The organism is Pseudovibrio sp. W64 (assembly GCF_001623145.1).
Lineage (GTDB): Bacteria > Pseudomonadota > Alphaproteobacteria > Rhizobiales > Stappiaceae > Pseudovibrio.
Genome location: NZ_LMCI01000029.1, coordinates 61,166 through 80,054 on the forward strand (window position 1 = coordinate 61,166; position 18,889 = coordinate 80,054).

Annotated in this window: 17 protein-coding genes; all 17 read right to left on the bottom strand. The window is 55.9% G+C overall.

Going from position 1 to position 18,889, the window contains the following annotated elements; translation table 11 throughout:
- Positions 1–141: 141 nt before the first annotated feature.
- A complete protein-coding gene (locus PsW64_RS12730) occupies positions 142–1,296 on the bottom strand; it encodes a MupA/Atu3671 family FMN-dependent luciferase-like monooxygenase (RefSeq protein WP_063303850.1) in 1,155 nt (384 codons plus the stop codon).
- A gap of 105 nt (positions 1,297–1,401) precedes the next feature.
- Positions 1,402–2,754: an FAD-dependent oxidoreductase gene (locus tag PsW64_RS12735; RefSeq protein ID WP_063303851.1), complete on the bottom strand. Its 1,353-nt coding sequence runs from the start codon at positions 2,752–2,754 to the stop codon at positions 1,402–1,404.
- A 49-nt stretch (positions 2,755–2,803) separates the two neighbouring features.
- Complete coding sequence (locus PsW64_RS12740; RefSeq protein WP_063303852.1) at positions 2,804–4,318, bottom strand: AMP-binding protein; 1,515 nt, start codon at positions 4,316–4,318, stop codon at positions 2,804–2,806.
- A 33-nt stretch (positions 4,319–4,351) separates the two neighbouring features.
- A complete protein-coding gene (locus tag PsW64_RS12745) occupies positions 4,352–5,671 on the bottom strand; it encodes a cytochrome P450 (RefSeq protein ID WP_063303853.1) in 1,320 nt (439 codons plus the stop codon).
- 12 nt (positions 5,672–5,683) lie between these two features.
- Positions 5,684–7,291 (bottom strand): AMP-binding protein, encoded by a 1,608-nt coding sequence (locus PsW64_RS12750; RefSeq protein WP_063303854.1) that lies wholly within the window; start codon positions 7,289–7,291, stop codon positions 5,684–5,686.
- Positions 7,288–7,551, bottom strand: coding sequence for an acyl carrier protein (locus PsW64_RS12755; protein WP_063303855.1), 264 nt, complete (start codon positions 7,549–7,551; stop codon positions 7,288–7,290). Before PsW64_RS12755 ends, PsW64_RS12750 begins: the two co-directional genes overlap by 4 nt.
- Positions 7,552–7,599: 48 nt before the next feature.
- Complete coding sequence (locus tag PsW64_RS12760) at positions 7,600–9,192, bottom strand: class I adenylate-forming enzyme family protein (protein WP_208980761.1); 1,593 nt, start codon at positions 9,190–9,192, stop codon at positions 7,600–7,602.
- A gap of 14 nt (positions 9,193–9,206) precedes the next feature.
- Positions 9,207–10,163 (bottom strand): hypothetical protein, encoded by a 957-nt coding sequence (locus tag PsW64_RS12765; RefSeq protein ID WP_063303856.1) that lies wholly within the window; start codon positions 10,161–10,163, stop codon positions 9,207–9,209.
- Positions 10,160–11,029 (bottom strand): hypothetical protein, encoded by an 870-nt coding sequence (locus PsW64_RS12770; protein ID WP_063303857.1) that lies wholly within the window; start codon positions 11,027–11,029, stop codon positions 10,160–10,162. The genes PsW64_RS12765 and PsW64_RS12770 overlap by 4 nt, the downstream gene beginning before the upstream one ends.
- Complete coding sequence (locus PsW64_RS12775; protein WP_063303858.1) at positions 11,026–13,491, bottom strand: acyl-CoA dehydrogenase family protein; 2,466 nt, start codon at positions 13,489–13,491, stop codon at positions 11,026–11,028. The genes PsW64_RS12770 and PsW64_RS12775 overlap by 4 nt, the downstream gene beginning before the upstream one ends.
- A gap of 1 nt (position 13,492) precedes the next feature.
- A complete protein-coding gene (locus PsW64_RS12780; protein ID WP_063303859.1) occupies positions 13,493–13,774 on the bottom strand; it encodes a hypothetical protein in 282 nt (93 codons plus the stop codon).
- Between the two features lie 36 nt (positions 13,775–13,810).
- Positions 13,811–14,737: a 3-oxoacyl-[acyl-carrier-protein] synthase III C-terminal domain-containing protein gene (locus tag PsW64_RS12785; RefSeq protein WP_063303866.1), complete on the bottom strand. Its 927-nt coding sequence runs from the start codon at positions 14,735–14,737 to the stop codon at positions 13,811–13,813.
- Between the two features lie 179 nt (positions 14,738–14,916).
- On the bottom strand, positions 14,917–16,203 hold the full coding sequence (locus tag PsW64_RS12790) for a hypothetical protein (RefSeq protein ID WP_193757801.1): 1,287 nt from the start codon (positions 16,201–16,203) through the stop codon (positions 14,917–14,919).
- A gap of 79 nt (positions 16,204–16,282) precedes the next feature.
- Positions 16,283–16,837 (bottom strand): hypothetical protein, encoded by a 555-nt coding sequence (locus tag PsW64_RS12795; protein WP_063303861.1) that lies wholly within the window; start codon positions 16,835–16,837, stop codon positions 16,283–16,285.
- On the bottom strand, positions 16,821–17,513 hold the full coding sequence (locus PsW64_RS12800; RefSeq protein ID WP_063303862.1) for a hypothetical protein: 693 nt from the start codon (positions 17,511–17,513) through the stop codon (positions 16,821–16,823). Before PsW64_RS12800 ends, PsW64_RS12795 begins: the two co-directional genes overlap by 17 nt.
- Positions 17,506–17,778 carry an acyl carrier protein gene (locus PsW64_RS12805; RefSeq protein WP_063303863.1) on the bottom strand — a complete coding sequence of 91 codons (273 nt, stop codon included), beginning with the start codon at positions 17,776–17,778 and terminating at the stop codon, positions 17,506–17,508. Before PsW64_RS12805 ends, PsW64_RS12800 begins: the two co-directional genes overlap by 8 nt.
- A gap of 23 nt (positions 17,779–17,801) precedes the next feature.
- A complete protein-coding gene (locus tag PsW64_RS12810; RefSeq protein WP_063303864.1) occupies positions 17,802–18,722 on the bottom strand; it encodes a 3-oxoacyl-[acyl-carrier-protein] synthase III C-terminal domain-containing protein in 921 nt (306 codons plus the stop codon).
- Positions 18,723–18,889: the final 167 nt, after the last annotated feature.

The window sequence follows — 18,889 nt, forward strand, 5'->3', positions numbered from 1 at the left end:
CTTGTAAAATACGCTTACCTGCCCGATCAAATGAGACCACCTCTTATGCCGTAACGTCTTGACGGCGCCTGGAAGAACCGGGGTTTTCCCTCAAAGCTCTGAAACTTGCTTTTAATTACCTTTGGCCGGACGCTTCCTCGTTTAGGCATGCGCCGCGCGGAAGGACTGCCTAACATCAGCCAGCAATTCGAGGCTTCGCATGACTTTTTTCTGCTCAACGCCAAAATCCACCAGACATGCGATTTCATTGACACCTGCGCCGCTCAGGTATTCCAACTGCGAGGTGACATCGTCCGGAGTGCCAAACAGGCCGCTTTCCTGCATGTAACGTGCGCAGGCAGTGTTGAGCATGGCTTCCCGCAACTTCGAAGACATGGAAGACGATTTGCGCTTGCCTGTGCCCTTCTGGTTTGAGGCCTGGGTGAGATCGAGAGAACTACCCAAGTAAGATTGGAGTGGTCCCCGGGTGTCTTCGAACACACGTTCGGCGCATTCGTGCACATAAGTGTGCATCATCAAGGTCACGTGGCCTTCGCCGTCATGACCGGCATCCTTCCAGGCTTGCCGATAAGATGCGATTTTCTCAGGCAGTTCAACGATGTCTTGGCCGCGCAAGTGAGTGAGGATATTGGCGCCCATTCTGGCGGCGGCAGTAAAGCCTTCAATGCGGCCTGAGCAGGTTAGCCAAACCGGGAGTTTGGCTTGAACCGGTCGAGGATGCGTGCGGCGCACTTCGGTCTGGCCGTTTTGTTCGAGTGTAACCTCATCGCCTTGCCAAAGCTGCTTGACTGTCTCGATGCCTCCGGCCGTCGCTTCACGGCGCATTTCGAAGTCTGTCGATGAAAGGATGAAGTCCTTGGGATTCCAACCCGCAGCAAAGGAGATCCCGACACGCCCATTGGAGAGGTTGTCGACCACTGCCCATTCTTCGGCAACGCGCACAGGATGATGCAGTGGCATGACGACGCTGCCGGCGCGAAGACCGACATTCTGAGTGATGGTTGAAAGCGCGGCAGCAAGAACGGAAGGATTTGGGAAGATGCCACCAAAACCATGAAAATGGCGTTCTGGCAACCAGACTGACTGGAAGCCGTTCTGATCGGCAAACCTGGTGGCGTCCATGACCAGTGCGTAGGTATCTGGGCCGGGAGCACGATTGTCGTCCGTGGCGAAGAACGAAAGGCTCAGGTCTAACCCTGTTTGAAGGCTCTTTCCGCCATGTGAAACGCTGGCAATTGAATTTTCGGGTGCGTTTTCAACTTCGCGAAAAGTGGTTTTCGGGCCTGCTTTCAACATTGGATCTATTCCTCTCTGGGATTTCTAAAATGTCTTGCTGCGTATCGATGTGGTTGAGCTAGTTCTGACTCTTCGTGGCCCGCTGCCCCCATCGCTTGAAAAGGCTCACAGTGCCCTCGCTGTGGCGGGTTTCCTTGCTTCTATTGGCGGATGGGCAAGGGTTTCCAGACTGCGGGGCGAAGCGAGCAGGTGGACAACCTGATCCACTTGCTGAGCAATTGCTGGACGGCGTACAGAAAGGGCAAAGGCGCGCGCAAGTATCTTGTTCAAAGAAATGATTTCCGGCGTGAGATCGCCGCGGAAGTTCGAATATTCCATGTCCGAAGCGACGCTGAGTTGCCATGCCCACCGCGCGGGCTCCATTGCACGCGCCAGATAGTGTTGGCGCAATCTCTCTTGCCAACCGTCAAGCGGAGCTGTTTCTGCAAGTGCATCGCGCAGTCCCTCTGCCTGAAGAACCGCGACTGACATACCTTGGGCGTAGATTGGATTGAAAGACGCAACAGCATCCCCAAGGGGGAGGTAGCCAGCCGGAAGAGGTTGGCTCAGCCTGTCGAATTGCTTGAAGCGGACTCGGGCAATCTGGTAGTTTCTGATCTTGACCAAGGAAGTTTCCTTGGTCAAGAGATTACTAATCTTGCCATCGGCAAGTCCGAGAAGATAGGCGCGCAGTTCCGCTTCATTTGCGGGCGCACTATCGCCATCCCGTATTGTTGCGGTTACGATCCATCGGTCCTGCTCGACAGGAGCCATAACGGCACCTAGCTTGGCTGGCGGGCTTGCAAGGTTTAACCAGCCCGCCGGGCTTTCGTCGGCTTTCATCGTGCGTGTGAACATGCCCGTGACATAGCGCACATCAGGGAAGCTGGTTTCCATGGGGGGGTGCTCAAAACCCAGAGCCTCAAGCCAGCGATCACCTTCGTCACCACGCCCCGTGGCATCGACCACAAGATCGCTCGACAGTATTTCCTCTGATGCGCCAGGTCGTTTGATCCATACACCGGCGACTGAACGACTTTCGTCAAGGAGTAGTGATGACACCTTTGCATTGACGCTCACGACATTCGGCAGATCGCAGATTGCTTTGTAAAGTACGTGTTCCAGGTGGGGGCGTGTCTGGGACATGACGCTTACGCCGGTGTCGAGTGGTGGAAGCCAATGACCCTTGGTGAAGGTTTGCCATTGCGGGCGCGCACGAAGCCGCAGACCGCCACTTTCCACCATCTTCTCGGTGAGACCTGGCATAAGTCGCTCAAGCCCTTCGCTTCCAGCCTGTAGAAGGGCGTGCATATGTCCACCTTGGGGCAGGGCCTTGCGCAGCTCTAGCTTATCGGAAGGCCCATCCTTTTCGACAAGCAGAACTTTGCTGAAGTGTCGAGAAAGAGCGATCGTGGCTGCGAGGCCGCCGATTCCTGCGCCAATTACGATTGCGCATTTTGATGCAAATTTAGCGGCCATGTTGTCTCCGTTCGGGCAATAAATTGTGAGTATGAGCGTTGCGTGGCCGTTAGGCCGTTACTGGTTCGGGTTGCAATTCTGTCAGGGGGGCAAGTGACCGATTGTCGACCTTGCCGTTCATGGTGAGCGGGATATCGTCGACGAACCGAATGTCGCGGGGCACAGCTGCAGATAGCAGAAAACGTGATAGGTGAGCGATAATTTCACTTCGGCTGACATCTGCGCCGGACTTGGGCTGAACGAACAGCACAATACCATTGATGATGCCGTTCAGACGAGATGGGATGCAGGCAGATTTTTGGATGGGAGGAAAGCCATCTGCAGCGCGTTCGATCTCGTCGAGCTCGATGCGGTTGCCGTGAAGCTTGATCTGCCGGTCCGTGCGGCCAAGAATCGTCAGATCACCTTTTTCATTTAAGCGCCCCAAATCGCCGGTGCGATAGGTGCGCTGGTTGTTATGCCAACCTATGGCAACGTTGGCTGGATGATCTTCAGGCAGATAATGCTCGATCACCTGAGGGCCGCTCAGTTCTATTTCTCCCAGCTCTCCAACAGGAACCTCCAGGCCATCCGGTCCCAGAATGCGCATGCCTGAGGGTGGAATGATTGCGCCAAGGGGCATGGGCGCACCTTCCACGGCGTCGGCTGCCACCAGTTGATGCAGGTGGGTGCAACATGTGGCTTCCGACGGGCCATACCCGTTCATGAGCTTTGCCTCGGGGAAGCGACACTGCAGATCGCGCAGCAGGGAATGGGGCACCATCTCGCCACCAATCACAAACCAACCGAGTTGTGGTAGGTGCGCGTGATTGAACTTCGGTTCCAAACACATCAGCTGGAGCAGGGAGGGCGTGGAGGCCCAGGAGGAGACTGGAGCCGCGGGGCAGGATAACAGATGCAGCAGGTTGTTACGTGGTTTGATGTTGTTGGCGTGGTCCAACATAATGATCGGCTTGCCGAGCGAGAGCGCAGGCCACAGATCGAACATGCCCATGTCAAAAGCCAGGTTCGAATGATTTACGTGGGCGCCTGTCGGCTGATTTTCGGACAGCATCGGCGTGTACCACCCATCCAGAGCGGCAAAATTGTGCCGTGAGATCGGCACACCTTTTGGCTCTCCGCTGCTGCCGGATGTGAAGATGATGTAGAGGACGACATCATCATTTCCGAGCGGTTCGGTCTCACTCAGAGGGCTGCTTGGCACCCGCGACAGTTGAATAGAGGGCAGATCAATCGGATTGTCACCTTCCATGGCTTCCAGAACATAGGTTACCTTGGTGACCTGGGCGATCTTGCTTATCCGTTCGGCGGAGAGAGAACGATCAGCAAAGGTGAAGGGACGCTCGGTGAGAGCACAAGCCAGCATGGCAGCCACACAATCGGGCTCCTTGTGACCGACAATCAATTGGGTGCCATCTGGCGACGAGGCTAGTGCGTGAAGAATGCCTTGAACCCGACTTCCCAGTTCGCCGAAGCTTGTCACCCCACACAGGTTCACTAGTGCCGGTGCTGAAGGCGTTTGCATCATATGGGTCTGGATGGCGTTCAGAATGGCCGAGAACATGGCGTGCTCCTTTGCTCGCTCGTTGTCGCTGCACTAGGTTTTCGATTTCTGTGAGGTCTTCTCTCGCGGAGAAAAAGCCACCTTTACCGCGCCGCGCGGGACCAAAGCCGACCGAAGAAGGGGGCGGAGATTTCCGCGCGGACAATCAGGAGCAAGAGAGAACTGTAGCTCCTTTGAGATAATCGCGACAGCAGTGCTCAGCCTGTTCAGGAAAAAGCGAGCACGGGCGCGAATGCGCGGGCCGACGCCAAAGGGGAAGTAGTGATTCTGGTCCGGCAAATCCTCATTGTACCGATGAACGTTAAAGGCTGCCGGGTCATCCCAGTACCGTTGGTCACGGTGAACCAGCCAGGGTGAAAAGATGACGGTGGCATACTTGGGGACCGTGACATCGCCAATCAGAACATCCTGACTTGTAATGCGATAGATAAATGGCAGTTCAGGGTAAAGGCGCATGCCTTCCTTGGCGGCGGCTATCGCCAAACTGTTGCTAGCTCGGGGCAGCTGAGCGTCTTCTTCCGCGATCTCGGTCACGAGGTCCGGTGCCTGGGCCAAATGGGACAGCACCCACATTAGACTGCGCCCGCCCACATTTAGCTTTTCTGTCAGGACGTTTGCAAGCGCCGGCCGCAGTAACCCGAGACGATCCTCCGGCGCAACATCGTCTGGGATGACCTCGATGAGCTTTGCGATCAAGGTATCATCTTCGAAGTTCGTGGTTTCGAGAGCGCTCCTGAGCAAATCATCAAGGAAGGTTCGAGCCAGGCGATATTCTTCCAGGCTTTCATAGTTTGCGATTGCCTCCGGCCCCATCTGACCAACGGACAGATAGAAATTCTCGATATGATCCAAACCATCGGCGATTTCTACATCCACAAGTGAAAAGCCCAACAGGGCGGGAAAAACCGCCCGCACGGCCCACTCTCGACACAGGTCGCGCAGGTCCACGACGGAGCCGGACTTGAGGGCGTCGGTCACGAGTTGGTGAGACGCTTGGATACCAGCGTCTGCCAGCCATTCGTCAAGATCTGAGGAAAGGGCATTCAAACGGCGACTAATGTTTAGCCAAACTGTGCGCCATTTTTCCTCTTGAGGCAGATTTCCGACCAACATCAAGGTGATCGCATCATTGCTGGCGAGGTCGCCGAAATCGGCACGAAAATGTCCCTGGTGGCTGCGCCAGTAGGTAACACTGTCTGCGCCGGCGAGAAGATAAAGCTCACGGGTGTCGCTGGCGTGGATTTGGACCTTGTCACCGCATTGGCGTGTCGCGAATTCTGAGACTTTGAGAAGCCCGATGTTCTGGAACATTTCGGAGCTGGCATTGAAAATCGGTGCAGCTTGTAGGGTCATTGGGTCTGATCCTCATTCAAAGGTCTTAGTGTAGAGGTATCCGGGCATGCGCAGATGTCGCAAGCGCGCGGTTTTTTGCGCGCCGGCGAGCTGATGCCTGTTGAGTTTTGAATTGAGGTTCAAACCTGACTCAAAACCGGCGAACCAGTAGCGCGGCACCAGATAGATGGGCAGGTCGGTAGCCATGGCAGTGGCCAGCCGCTCAAGGCATTTGTCCGAATGGGGACCAAGCACGAAAGCTGAGAGTGCTCTCGGTTCACCATGCAGGATGTAGGGTTCCACAACGGCGTCCTCCACACCGTCCTGACGGCGTAAATGAGCTTCAACATCATTGAGGTCGATCCGAATGCCCTGGATCTTGATTTCACGGTCCAGACGGCCAAGAAAGCTCCAGACACCATCAGCATTGCATGATCCACGATCACCGGAGCGGTAAACGTCCGGTTTCGGGAAAGCACGTGCCTGTTTTTCAGGTAGACCGATGTATCCAGCGCCAACGCTCGCGCCGCTGATCCAGATTTCACCCGGCTCGCCAAAGGGCGTATCTGGAGCGCAATATAGAGAAGTGCCCGCGCGCACCTGACCAATCGGAAGGTCAGAAGAACTCTTAAGGTGTTCCTCCGTGATCTCCACGGAAGTCACGGCAACTGTGCATTCGGTCGGGCCGTAAGTGTTGATGACGCGGCAGCCGGGAAAGCGATCTAAGAGACCTTCAACGATTGATTTGGTCAAGGGTTCACCGCAAAAGACGAAGGTTTTGAGGCGAGAAAGAGCGTTTTCGCAGAAACGACGGTTTTTCAGGAACAGTCTGACAATTGAGGGCGTAGAGACCCAAAGCTCTGCTTTTTTATCGGCGAGACGGGCGATATAGCGTGAGGAATCCCAGATTTCAGCGTGGTCGAGCGCAACAAGTGGACGCTTTCGAGACCAGGACGTCCAAATCTCGAAAAGGGAAACATCGAAGCAGTAGCGGATTGTCCCGCTCACGCTTTTTTCAGATGTCGCATCAGGCAGAAGCTCATCAAGCCAGCCTATGAAGTCGATCAGATTGGCATAGGTGACCTTGATACCCTTCGGCGCGCCCAACGTGCCTGAGGAAAACATGATGTAGGCAATGTCACTGTCATCCATCTCACAACCTGGTAGGTCGGCAGTCGAATAGGCTGCGTCCTCCGACGATGGAGACGAAATGCTGATGACCGGCAAGTCATCTGAGCCGAACTGCTCCCGGAGCAGTTCAAGAAGGTCCACCTGATGGTCGGCAAATAGAATGGCGCAAGGGGCGCAGACCTCGATGATCTGCTGCAAACGTGCCTTGGGCGTTTCCGGTTCAATAGGAACCAGCGCACGGCCGCTGAGCAGGCAAGCCCAATAGGCCACCAAGTATCTCGGATCCTTATGGCCCCAGACAAGCACTGGGCGCGCCTCTGATGTCCTGTGCAACTGCGGCTCGAGGGCGAGTAGCTTTAAAACCGCGTCACGCAGTTCGGCAAAGCTTATTGTGCCGGTCGGGTGGTGGTATGCGGGGCGTGTGTCTCCGGCAAAAGATTCAAAGATTTTGCGGAGCTTTTCCCAACAGATCGAGGCGGGTTCAGGAGCTGGCGCTGTGGCAAGCTTCATGCTGGAACCTCCTCTATCCGCATGGTCACAAGCGTGGTTGTCAGGTTGCCGACAGTGGTGAAGTTCTCAGGGGTGAGAGCAGCGGGATCGAACTCGATATTCTGGACGTTCTCTTCAATGGCGACGAAGAGTTCGAGCAGCAGACCGCTGTCGATGCCCAGGTCTTCCTGTAGGCGTGTTTCGCTGGTGATCTCAGTGGCTTCCGGCATATCGAGAAGCTCGATGATTTCGGAAATGACTATGTTCTCTATGGTCTTCATTACGGATACTTTCAGGTTGGGGCACCACTTGTTCGCGAAGGTGTCCGTTCACAAGGCCAGCAGGACGGCCTCTTGTTTCGCGGAAACCTGCGTCTCCGCCTGGAATTCCTTGAGTGTGTGACGGTCAATCTTGCCATTACCGTTGCGTGGCATGGCTTCAATGATGCGGACCTTTGCTGGAATCGCGTGCGGTTCCAGGCGAGCGGTGCACCAGGCCTTAAGATCTGACGCTTCCGGCGATTGACAGTCTGCGTTCTTGAGGGTGACCACAGCCTCGCACTGCTGACCATAAACCGGGTGTTCGATCCCCATAACGCAGACTTCGGCGACGTTCGGGTGGGTCATTAGGACGATCTCGATCTCGCTGGGGGCGACCTTTTGACCTGCGATTTTCAGAATGTCGTCGGACCGGCTCAGCCAATAGACAAAGCCTTCCTCATCCAAACGACAGGTGTCGCCGGTGTAGAGCACCACTTCATTGGCCCATGACCCGCGGCGCAGCTTCTCCGCGGTTTTGTCCGGATTGCGCCAGTAGCCCTTCATGACGGTACTGCCGCGGATCACCAGTTCGCCAACGGCGTTGCTTTGGTGTGCTTTGCCATCTTCATCCACCACCCACAATTCAGTGTTAGGGATGGCCTTTCCGACGCTGGTCTTGCGTGTTTCAAGTTGGGTGGGGTCCAGATAGGTGCACCGATGGCACTCAGTCAGGCCATACATCGAGAAGAGCGTTGCGTTGGGAAACAAGGCAGTCAACTGGTCTATAAACTCCATGTGCAGGGCGGCGGCTGTGCTGGATATGCAGCGTACGCTGGAAAAGTTATAGCGATCAGCAAGCGGTACAATCAGGGGCACCATGGTTGGAACGACCGGAAAGACGGTAGCCCGGCTGCGCGCCAGGCGCTGCAAGGCAAAGAGTGGCTGTTCGAAAGAAGGCTCTACGATCAGGCAGGCACCGACGAGCGTACTCATCGTCAACTGATGCAGTCCGTAATCAAAAGTCATGGGGATCGAGCAGAAGATCCGATCGTTGCGGGTGTAGCCCAGATACTGCGCGACCGAACGCGCTGCACTCGTCATGTTCAGATGGGAAAGCATGACCCCTTTCGGGTCACCTGTTGAGCCTGAGGTGTAGATGATCGCTGCCAGATCCATATCTATAACAGGGGGCGGGGAGGCGAGAAGGTCGGAGGACGTGCTTACAGCGACATTGCCGGTTGCCCAGAGGCCATCCGGACCCGGTGCGACGAGAACCGGTGAAATGCGTGCGTCGATTGCGGCTTTGCGCACAGTGTCATAGAGCGCGAAGTCATGCATGACCGCAGCGGGTGTACAATCTGCGATGATCCAGCCAAGCTTCGTCCGTTTGGTACCCGGATTGAGCGGAACTGCAACAGCGCCTGCATAAAGGGTGGCCCAGAAACCAATGCAAAAGGCTGCCGAATTGGCCATCAGGAGTACGACCCGGTCTCCAGGGGTGACGCCCTCGTTAATCAGGTGCTGGGCGAGGGCCCGTGAAGCGGCCTGGACTGTCGCGAAATCCAGCCGTAGGTCCTGGAACTCAATGCTGGTGCTGGTGGCGGAGACCTCGACAGCGCGATCAAGGAAACTCGTGAGCAGGGTGCTGCGTGCATGCATCATGTTTGTCCTTCGCGTTATTGGGTTAGGCTTCCGGGGGTATGTTGAAGCCGACAGGCCCCTACAAAACCGCCCATGCCAACAGAGATGAGTGCGAGATCGTCGTTTCTGGTTTCGCTGGCGCACTTGCGTGCTGTGTGAAGCTCATGGTCTAGAAGCAGGAACGGGTCCGTGGTGTAGCAGTGGCCGATGTCCGGCAGCAGGCCGAGGCGAATTCTGTTTCCCTCCAGCCCGGTCTCCTGACTGAAACGGTGCCAGACTAACGTATTGATGTTGTGGGGAAGCAGACTGGTCTGCCCTTCCCAGCCAAAACTCACCGCCTCGAGCGCGTTCAGGACAAGCTTCGTGTGTGCGGCAAAGAATCTGGCCATCTGGTCGCTGTTGCCGCTATAGCCGAAGGAGAATTCCGGCTGGCATCGCAGGGTTACATCGCAGACCTGGAGGCCGCATACCTCGTTGTCGAGCAGCAAACCGCAATAGGCGTCGCCCATAAGAGTTAAGCCCGGCAAATAGCGGTCGGTGAGATCGCGCTCAGACAGGTTGTCACCTGCCAGAATGAGCACCGAGCTAGCAACTCCTGTTTCCAGCAACGTCCTCCCCAGATCCAATGCCCAGAAAAGACCACTGCAATTGGCTTGATCGACCTCATAGTAATTCTGAATTCGCGACAGGAACCTGTGGCTTTGGCGCAAGCTAATCGCAGGCGAAGAACCGCTCAGAAATTGTAGGGGCAACGCCCGAACATGAATGAGAGCGGAGGGCAGGTTTTCAGGATGCTTGTCAGCCAACGCATCACAGATCCGCCCGAGAGGCTCAATCGTCTTGGTCCCTGTTGGGGTCGCGGCAACCCGCTCGATTCCGAACATGCGTTGAAAGACGCGGGCGAAGGTGGACGTGCCGCCGGCGGCGTGAATGATCTCTTCTGCGTCAATGCGATCTTCGGGGATATATGTGGCGAGCTCGGCTAATCTCATCCGACTGCCCTTTCATCCGGGGCCTTGAGGCAGACAGCCGACAGGCGTTCATCTTCATAGGAGACAATCAGAACGTCTTCGTAAGTATCAGAAGTCTGTGCAAGGGCCGCAAAAGGAGCTGAACACAGGTGCTGGGTGTTCTGGGACAGGGTTGGACCTGCGTGGGCAACCTTTAAGATGACCTCTGGATCGGCAATCAACGTCACTTTGTCCGGGCGCAGCTTGAACTGCTCGCAGAGCAACTGAATAGCAGCGCCCAGATCCTGCTTTTTCACAGAGGGAATGCGCCGGTAGCCAGCATACGTCAGGCCAGATGTCGTATCGTTTTCGAGCACCATGATTGTTGCCGAATTCACCGGCTTCAGGTCATCAACGATGGGCGAGCGATAAAGCAAATGTTTCTGATCCATCACCATGATGATTGCCTTGCGTCGGTCCGCGTTGAGATAGCGGGCAGCGCAATTCATGGCGAAAAGCGGAGCAGAAAGCCCGCGGTCAGAGATTGCAAATCCGAACCCTTTGTCGATCCCGAGATGCTGCATGGCGAAATTCGTGACCGACGTACCGAGGTGCAGGTCGGGAAGCCAATGAGCCAACAAGACCAGATCGACATCGGAAAGATCCGTCCGCTCACCAAGTTGCTGAAGCAGCTCGCGCGCCATAAAGGCAAACGGAGCTCTGTCAGTGGCGGTCAACCACTCATCGACACGGCTGTCGGCACTTGAATAGGGCAGGCCGTTCGATTGAAAGAACATACGATTGTAGTCTTCCCAATAGGCCCGCTCCTCCAGCCACCGGGTTTCGGGCGGCTCAAGGCAGTCGAACTCGCTGAAAACAAGCTTTTGGGGATCGATATTTAGGGTCATACGGCTACTCCTGCGGTGTATCCACGGTAGGCGTTCATCATGTGAATGTTGGAGGTGCCCTCCATGTATTCGAAGGCTTTGACGTCCCGACAGCGCCGACGTAGCTCTGGATCACGAAGCATCAAGGTTGGCGCGACTACGGGCACGCGTTTCACAACGGCATCTGCGAAGGTGACGGCCTGCATCTTGATCAGGCTGATTTCGTGTGATTTCGGCCGTCCCTGTTCATAGGCCTCTACAACCTTCGCAAGTTGGCGCAGCAGTGCAGAATGAGTTAGGAACAGATCTTCGATTTGAGCGCGATCGACTGCATCGCTTGCGACAAGATCGAGAATGCCTCGCCCGACGCCTAGTGCCATTGCGGCGACCATTGGTCGGATGCGTTCAAACACTCCGTTGATGCTCATGAAGCCATCACGAAGGGACCGCTGTTTGCTGCCGAGGATCATATCCGGCTCGACCGGGAAATCGGTCAGCGTAATTCGGCAGAGGTCCGCACCGGCCATACCGGAAGTCTTCATGCGGTCGATCTGGATGGCGTCCGGTGCAAAATGTGGTTCAATCATCACCAGGGCCGGGCGACCGGTTTCCTCGATTTGTGCAAAGACGAGGCCGATATCTGCCCGCTTCGCGCCACCGACCAGCACTTTGACGCCGCTCATCACGAGGCGGCCATCCTTGCGACTCACTGTGGTCTTGCCGTTGGAGGCATCAGAGCCACCACCGTTCTCGGTCACAGCGAAGAATGTTCCCTGTGAGCTATGGCGATATCCCTTGAAAAAACGCTCTATCTGTTCTGGCGAACCGTCTGCCAGAACTGCGCCCCCCGAAAGGGAGGGGCCGGGCATCGAAAGGATGCTGTTTGCATCGTGACGGGCAAGACGTTCGACAATTGCCACATGCAGGCCGTAGGGACAGCTGGAAATACCAAGACTGGACTGGGCAAGAGGAAAGCCGTTGTAGATGTCGGGCACGCCGATCGTGGTCAAGGACCGGATCAGATCGTTTTCCCATAATTGGCCCCAATCGTCCGGGTCGGCTTCCAGTCGTGTGCCGGTCTGGCGCAACAATTCTCCCAGTTCTTCCACACGCTCAAGGCAAGGATGGGAAAAGGGCGAGGCGTCTCTTGGTTGATCGGAAGCAAGGGCAACAAGCGACTTCGGTGATGCCCCCTTCGATCTTAAGATTTGCTGCGGTTCCTGCAGGCGCAGGCGCTTTTCAACGGTTTCGCGGTGCTTGACCAGGAAGGTTACCTCACCATCAACGAGGACTTCGGCAGGCGGGCCGAAGCCGAGGAAGTCGACCGGCGAGGCACTAGGCCCGTAGGCTCCCGACTGATCAACGCAGATCAGATCGCCCGGCGACGGAGCACACATCGTCACCGACTTGCCGATCACATCCTGCGGAGTGCACAAAGGTCCGGTAAGGGTCCAAGGAGCGGATTCATCGTCAATGGGTTGTGCACCGATTGCCCGCACCAGGGTAATCGGGAAATTCTTGCGTAGGAACGAGCCTTGACCAGCCGCCGCGCTGTGAACGTTGGACCCTCCGTCGCAGACGGCGAAGCGTTCACCCTTACTGATCTTGATCTGACGGACGGTAGTTACAAAAGTTCCGGCAGGTGCTACCATGTAGCGACCAAGTTCCATCACGACTTGGGTCGTAGGATGAATCTTGGCAAAGTCTGCCAGACGTGGGGCAACCGCAGCCCCTAGGGCGTCAAGGTCTAACTCTGGCTCTTCCATGTCGTAGGGCACTCCAAAGCCGCCGCCCACATCGACAAATTCGAGGGATTGCGACAAGTCGCTTGCCAAGTTCTCGGCAAGATCGAGGATGCCGCTGACATTGGCCGCGATGGTTTCATGTGCTAGAATGCGTGTGCCCATGTATGCATGCAAACCGCGCAAGCGAACGTGGTGAAGGTCGGTCAAAATTGCCAGCACGTCATGCACTTGTGACTGATCAATGCCGAACTGGGTTGCCCGACCACTCATAGTCAGGCGTGCGCCACCCGTCTGGAAATCAGGATTGATGCGAAGGGCTACATCTTGGATGACGCCTCGTTCTTCGGCGATCTGGTCAATCTCGCGAAGTTCCTCGACGGATTCAACGATGATCGCCTTGATGCCGAGATCTACGGCCCGGTTGAGCTCGCTCGACAATTTACCGGGGCCAACCATCATGATGCGTTCGCTCGTCGAACCAGCGGCAAGGGCAACTTCAAGCTCAAGCATCGAGCTGACCTCGCACCCCATTCCTTCAGCGCGAAGTATGGAGGTAACACCGAGGTTCGGATTGGCCTTCAGCGAATAGAAGAAGTCGATGGTCGGCAGGACAGTCCTGAGGGCGGCCAAACGCCTGCGCAGGATTTCAGCGTCGTAGAGATAATAAGGTGTTGCGATTTCTGCCGCTATCTGATGAAGCAGATGAGGGTTGCTTGAGAGTGTGCTGTGGGGCGTCATGTCAGGCCTCGGAGCTCGAGGAGCGGCAATCGCTCAGGAAAGCGCCCAGGTTCTGAACGTTCGTGAAGATGGCGTCGGTGTGCTGATCGATACTCGCCAGGGCTTCGCTGACGTCCACTTCAACGCTGTCGATGACGGTCGAGATAAACTGGACGAATTCCATGGAGGTGAGCAAGCCATCGGTACCGAACAACTCTGCGCCCTCAATTGCACTTGTCAGGCGCTCTGGGCCAAGGCCGATGGAAACCAGGCTTGAGTGGATGATGTTTTGCGGGTCTGTCATGATCGTCTCCTGTGTCTTTCGAATGGAAATGCCGGTTCAACCCATCTGGATGAGGGCTGTTGAGGCGGTTGCGCCAAGGCCGACGCTAATGAGCAAAACAAGATCATGGCGCTTCAATGCGTTCATGGCGATGGTATGCTGGAGGTTGATGAATGGGTCTGCGCCGAAGCAGTGGCCATATTGGCTGACTGTCGAGAGGCACAACTTTTCGCGCTGAATGCCGAGCCGGTCGCCAATCTGATACCAGGAGGTCAGATTCACGTTGTGGGGGAGCACATAGCTGATGTCGTCCCAGTCCACGCCGAAGTGCGCCAGGGCACCGTCGAGAGCCGAGCAGGCGAAATCCATGTAGCCGTTGCCAAAACCCTCAAGAAACCCCTCGTTCTTGTGGCCGCTATTTTGCCAGAAACGGGTCTCGTGATGGGTATAGCTGCCTTTGACACGGTAACGTCCCGGACGTCGGGCCACCAGAATTGCTGCGGCTGCCTCACCCATGATCGTGATGTTTTCAATGACGCGAATGTCGGGATGAAACGCTTTGTCGGCGATCAGGATGAGACCGACATCGTCCTCGCCGAGAAGCTGATCTAGCGTGTCGAGCATCGAAATGCCTGTGGCACAATGGTTCATGCTAGCGCTGAAAACCTCAATGCCGCGTTCGTAAAATGGAGCCAGCGTTGGTGAAGTGGTAGAAGACACAATCCAATTGCTGGGCAACGTATGGCAATGGATGACGTGGCTTAGATGGTCATCAAGGGTTTGGTTTCTGTTCAGAAGTTTCGCACAGGCATCGCCTGCTAGCTGCTGCAAGGTGCCATCATGATCGCAATGAAACTGATCGAACCCGAAGAAACGGGTGAACATGCGTATCTGGTTCTGAGACAAAGACAAGTCGGAGCTAATGTCTACCATGGTTTCGACACGGTCCGGCAAAGCAATCTCGAAATCTAAAACGTCAAGCATGGCAGGTCTCCCTGGCAACTGCACCTGCCTTTGATGACAGAGCTTCAGCCGGATGGTGGTTTCGCATGTGTTCGGCTCCGCCCCTTTCAAACGGGCTCTGAAAGTCTGAGCCCGTCTGAAAGGCACATGGTTTGCGCGAGGGAGATGCGGTCAACCATGAGCTTGTGGGGAGAAGCGCTTTAGAATGCATGGTTGCGCCTCAATCGGACGATCAGCACCATGAACTGCCAGATCAAGACCAAGAAAACGGCGCTGCCGATTGCGACCTGTAGCTGGAGGACTTCCTTGAGTAGAAAGCCGTGGCTGATGGCAAAGATCGTTGCGACGCCACTCACCAGTTCGGTTAATCCTGCGATGACTAGCACATGAATACCGCGTCCCAGCTGTTCCAAAAGAGCTTGCAGCATTGCTCCGCCAGCAACTAAGAAGAACGTGATCTGAAGCTGGGTCATCATCAGATCTGTCGCGGCACGCAAATCCGAGCCTCCGCCACTGCGGGAGACAAGTAGGTCTAGGACCGGTGCAGACCAGTAGGGCAGCGAAGCGGTCAGTGCCGCGTAGAGAAGAAGTGTCGATGGCACACCGATCAGGAGATATCTGGTGCGGGTGCTGGGGCCTTCACTCTCGGTTACTTGATTGACCAGGATGGCAATTGCAGAGGCGACTGCGATGGCCGGGATCATGAAGAAGATGCGGAAGCGCATCACGATGAGGAACGCTGACACGAATTTGATGCCGTACACGGTAAGGGCAGGGAAGATCACCATGGCACTGAGGGAGCCGGTAAGAATTGAGGCCGTGACCGGTCCGCCAACGAAGAACAGTAGTTGCTTAAGTCTGGCGTTGAAGGCAGGTGCGGGAGCGGATTCTGCCGAACTGACCTGTCTATGGACCATCAGGGCGATAACGGGCAGCATAAATAGGGGACCTGCCAGATTGCCAACGAGGACAGCTTCAAAACCCCAGCCGTATCGGTCAATCAGGAGATAAGTAACGGCGAGGCTGATTGCCGCCAATCCCAGAAAAGGGAAGAGGCTTTGAATGGCTTTGCTCTGTCCTCTCATCGCTCCGTTATAGACGTCGAAGATCAACAGGGCAGTTTGAGACAGAATGAAGAGAGGGAGCAGCTCGATGATCTGGTCAAGAGTGCCATTGCGGAATGTAAGCCATTCGCCTACGGCCCAAGTCACGCCAGATAAGATCCCAAGCAAGGCCACGCCGTAGATAGACAGCCGAACGGAGGACTTCAGGATATCGCGACGAGGCCAGTTGTTCTTGGATTTGGCGCTGAAGACCTGATTGGTAATGCCTAGACCTTCCATCAGGGCGATCAAAAAAACAAAGGCAGGTTGAAGCAGAGAGAGGATCTCCAAAGCTTCGAACTGACTCGTGCGCGTCAGAACCGAAATGGTCCCAAGATTTAGCGCGGGTATGATGATTGCGCTGGCGGCCAGTGGTAGCGCCATGCTTGACAGCTGGGCCAGCACGGAGATCGCGGATGAGCGCGGCATCACCGGAAGAATGGGCGCTTCAGCGCTGGGATGACTAGTGGACTGCATCGGGCTGCCTTCGAATTTGGAGTGAAGTTGGAAGGTCACTGCGACGAGATCGACGGTTTTCGGCCTGAACGATCTTGGGACGAGTTAAAAGCTGAAAATGGGGGACGTTGGCATTACCTTCTGCCAGGTCGAGAATGTCTGAAAGCAAAAGGACTAAGGGCGCGCGGTGCAGCAGAGCCTGAATGAATACGAGGGCGTCCCTCATCTGCTCCTGGCAGGAAATTCGCAGGGAATGAGCCTGTCCATGGTGCTGCAGAGAATTGAGAAGGTGCTGCAGAACTGCTGTCCGGGGATCGGCATGATACCGACAATGCAGATAAACAATCACCGGAGGGGCCCCTAAGTCACCCAATGGAGCAGTCTGGCCCAACTCTTCGAGACTTGCCCGAGCGGCCAAAGCTGCCGAGGTCCCGGCTTGTCTCGGCTTGTCGCTAGTGACTAGGCAGGGCGTGTCGGCGATAGTTGCGAGGTAGTCCTCATAGGCGGGTATTTCGCCGCTCAAGAGAACCTGAATGGCCGGATCATCAGAAAAATAGAGCATTCTGGGCTCTCATTGGCTGGTGGTCGGCGGCAAGCTTCGGGCCGTGCACTGCCAACATCAGAGCAGCAATGTATTCAAGAGAGTGACATCCACCGGTCAGAAAGCCATGTCCACCCATGAGCTTTGCAGCGCTCGCGAAATGGTGCGTGATCGCTTCGTGCATTCCCAGGCATGTCGCAGTATGATTTGCTATCGACGGCTGCGTGATCGTTTCGAGCAAGCCGACGATGGCCGCATGGGTGGTGGCGAAGGTGGCTTTTATCAGCTGCTGGTGCAGCAACTGACGACCAAAGCTTTCGCGCCCCTCTAGATGAAGGAAGGCGGTGTCGAGACAGCTTGATAACAGGCCGAGGCGCGTTGCCAGCACTGCTGGTTGAAGTGTGGCGAGGACTGCCGCATCTGTTTCGATAGGTGCCACGGAGGAGAGCTGCAGGGACCAGAACGCGAGAGCTGGATCATCAACGGTCTCCACGACCTTCATCTCGACCTCTGGGCGACAGACGCTTAACCGCGGTGCGGCAGAAGTAGCGACGTGCAAGACATGTCCACGATTGGCCAACCAGGCGGGCTTGCCGGTGCAAAGCTCACCGAAGGCGAGCAGTGCGATGTCTGGCGTCGAGCGACGTGCGATCTCGTATTGAGAGCGCAGGGCAGCCGGGGGCAAGTGATCAAGCATGCTCTGGCTCCGCAACTAGCTCGGTGCGCTGCTCGATGTAGTCAACGAGGCTCGAGACTACGTTGAATTCGTGCTGACCGATGGCGTCAGGATCAAAGCGCAGGCCAGGAATGCGGTCTTCCAGCGCTAGGAGGAACTGTACGAAAATGTAGGAATCCAGGTCGAAATCCAGGTCAAATCGGGTTTCTGGCTGAAGGTCGGGAACCGGGCGCTCCAGAACTTCTGAAAGGGCGGCTACGATCTGGTTCTTGATTTCTACGTTCATGGTTCGATTTCCTTTTCACTTCTCTATTGGCGCTCGAGGAGGCAGGTACTGAAGGTGACCCCTGTACCTGCTGCCAGGATCAGGACTTGCGCGCCGGGTCTTATTGTTTCCGGCCGATTGCTTTCAAGGGCTGCCAGATTGAGAAATCCGTCCGAGCAATAGGCGTGCCCCAGGTGTTGAACATCCCCGTGGTAGGTCCGGTCCTCCCAGCCGAAATGGCGAACAACCGAATGAGTCATGGGGGCATTGAGGTTCTGCGGCAGGAAGATGAAATCATCAGCAAGCCTATCGCTATAAGCGTCTAGATTGTCCTTTAGGAATTGGATCATAGAGCCGAGGTAATTGGCCTGCAGTTCGCGCCGGTCGGCGGCGCTCATATCATCGGGATTTTGGTAGAACTTACAGAGGTGGCGAACCTGTGTGCCGCGAACCTGCCATATCCCTGGCCCAGCATTGAAGAGGGCCGCGCAGGGGATTTCTGCCAAGAGGCCGACTGAAACCCGTGAGAAGCTCCAATGGAATGCCTTCTCCCCGGTGAGCACGATGAGAGGCTCCTGCAGGTCGGCGATGTGCGCGAAATGCAGGAGCGAAAGCGCGGAGGCGCAGCTTGTCATGCTAAGGGAGTGGACCTCCCAATTTTCCAGACCGTGACTGGCGGCAAAATTCCAGAGCCAGTTCCGATCGGTCGGAGTGTTGTGTGTCTGTGTCTTGCAATAGACTAGATGGCCATTGCGCTCAGACGCGTCCGGAATCTGGGCAAGTGCACATTTAAGCGTCGTGCCGAGCATTGTCGGAAGTGTGTCAGGATAAGTGGCCACGCTTTTGAGGCCATAGAAGCGCTCATAGACCTTTGCCGCCTGCGGGGTCAATTCGTAGGCAGGTCCGAGGGACTGCAAGTCAACTGTCTGGAGGCGGTCGTTGGCCAAATGGAGGCTGTTCAACATGAGATATACGGCTCCTCCGAGAGGGCTTGAAACGGGAAACGATTGCGCTAACTAACTGCAGCCTAGTGGCTCGAATCGAGCAAAACGACCTTGAACGCGATGTTGGAATCCTCGATTCGTGATTCAGAACAGAGACCGTTTTCTCATGGCTCTCGGCGTTTTTTTTT

Coding starts and splice junctions, on each gene's coding strand:
- PsW64_RS12785 (WP_063303866.1), bottom strand. CDS start 14,737: ATGCTTGACGTTTTAGATTTCGAGATTGCTTTGCCGGACCGTGTCGAA.
- PsW64_RS12810 (WP_063303864.1), bottom strand. CDS start 18,722: ATGTTGAACAGCCTCCATTTGGCCAACGACCGCCTCCAGACAGTTGAC.
- PsW64_RS12795 (WP_063303861.1), bottom strand. CDS start 16,837: ATGCTCTATTTTTCTGATGATCCGGCCATTCAGGTTCTCTTGAGCGGC.
- PsW64_RS12775 (WP_063303858.1), bottom strand. CDS start 13,491: ATGACGCCCCACAGCACACTCTCAAGCAACCCTCATCTGCTTCATCAG.
- PsW64_RS12750 (WP_063303854.1), bottom strand. CDS start 7,291: ATGAAGCTTGCCACAGCGCCAGCTCCTGAACCCGCCTCGATCTGTTGG.
- PsW64_RS12735 (WP_063303851.1), bottom strand. CDS start 2,754: ATGGCCGCTAAATTTGCATCAAAATGCGCAATCGTAATTGGCGCAGGA.
- PsW64_RS12745 (WP_063303853.1), bottom strand. CDS start 5,671: ATGACCCTACAAGCTGCACCGATTTTCAATGCCAGCTCCGAAATGTTC.
- PsW64_RS12770 (WP_063303857.1), bottom strand. CDS start 11,029: ATGACCCTAAATATCGATCCCCAAAAGCTTGTTTTCAGCGAGTTCGAC.
- PsW64_RS12760 (WP_208980761.1), bottom strand. CDS start 9,192: ATGATGCATGCACGCAGCACCCTGCTCACGAGTTTCCTTGATCGCGCT.
- PsW64_RS12740 (WP_063303852.1), bottom strand. CDS start 4,318: ATGTTCTCGGCCATTCTGAACGCCATCCAGACCCATATGATGCAAACG.
- PsW64_RS12765 (WP_063303856.1), bottom strand. CDS start 10,163: ATGAGATTAGCCGAGCTCGCCACATATATCCCCGAAGATCGCATTGAC.
- PsW64_RS12805 (WP_063303863.1), bottom strand. CDS start 17,778: ATGAACGTAGAAATCAAGAACCAGATCGTAGCCGCCCTTTCAGAAGTT.
- PsW64_RS12730 (WP_063303850.1), bottom strand. CDS start 1,296: ATGTTGAAAGCAGGCCCGAAAACCACTTTTCGCGAAGTTGAAAACGCA.
- PsW64_RS12755 (WP_063303855.1), bottom strand. CDS start 7,551: ATGAAGACCATAGAGAACATAGTCATTTCCGAAATCATCGAGCTTCTC.
- PsW64_RS12780 (WP_063303859.1), bottom strand. CDS start 13,774: ATGACAGACCCGCAAAACATCATCCACTCAAGCCTGGTTTCCATCGGC.
- PsW64_RS12790 (WP_193757801.1), bottom strand. CDS start 16,203: ATGGCGCTACCACTGGCCGCCAGCGCAATCATCATACCCGCGCTAAAT.
- PsW64_RS12800 (WP_063303862.1), bottom strand. CDS start 17,513: ATGCTTGATCACTTGCCCCCGGCTGCCCTGCGCTCTCAATACGAGATC.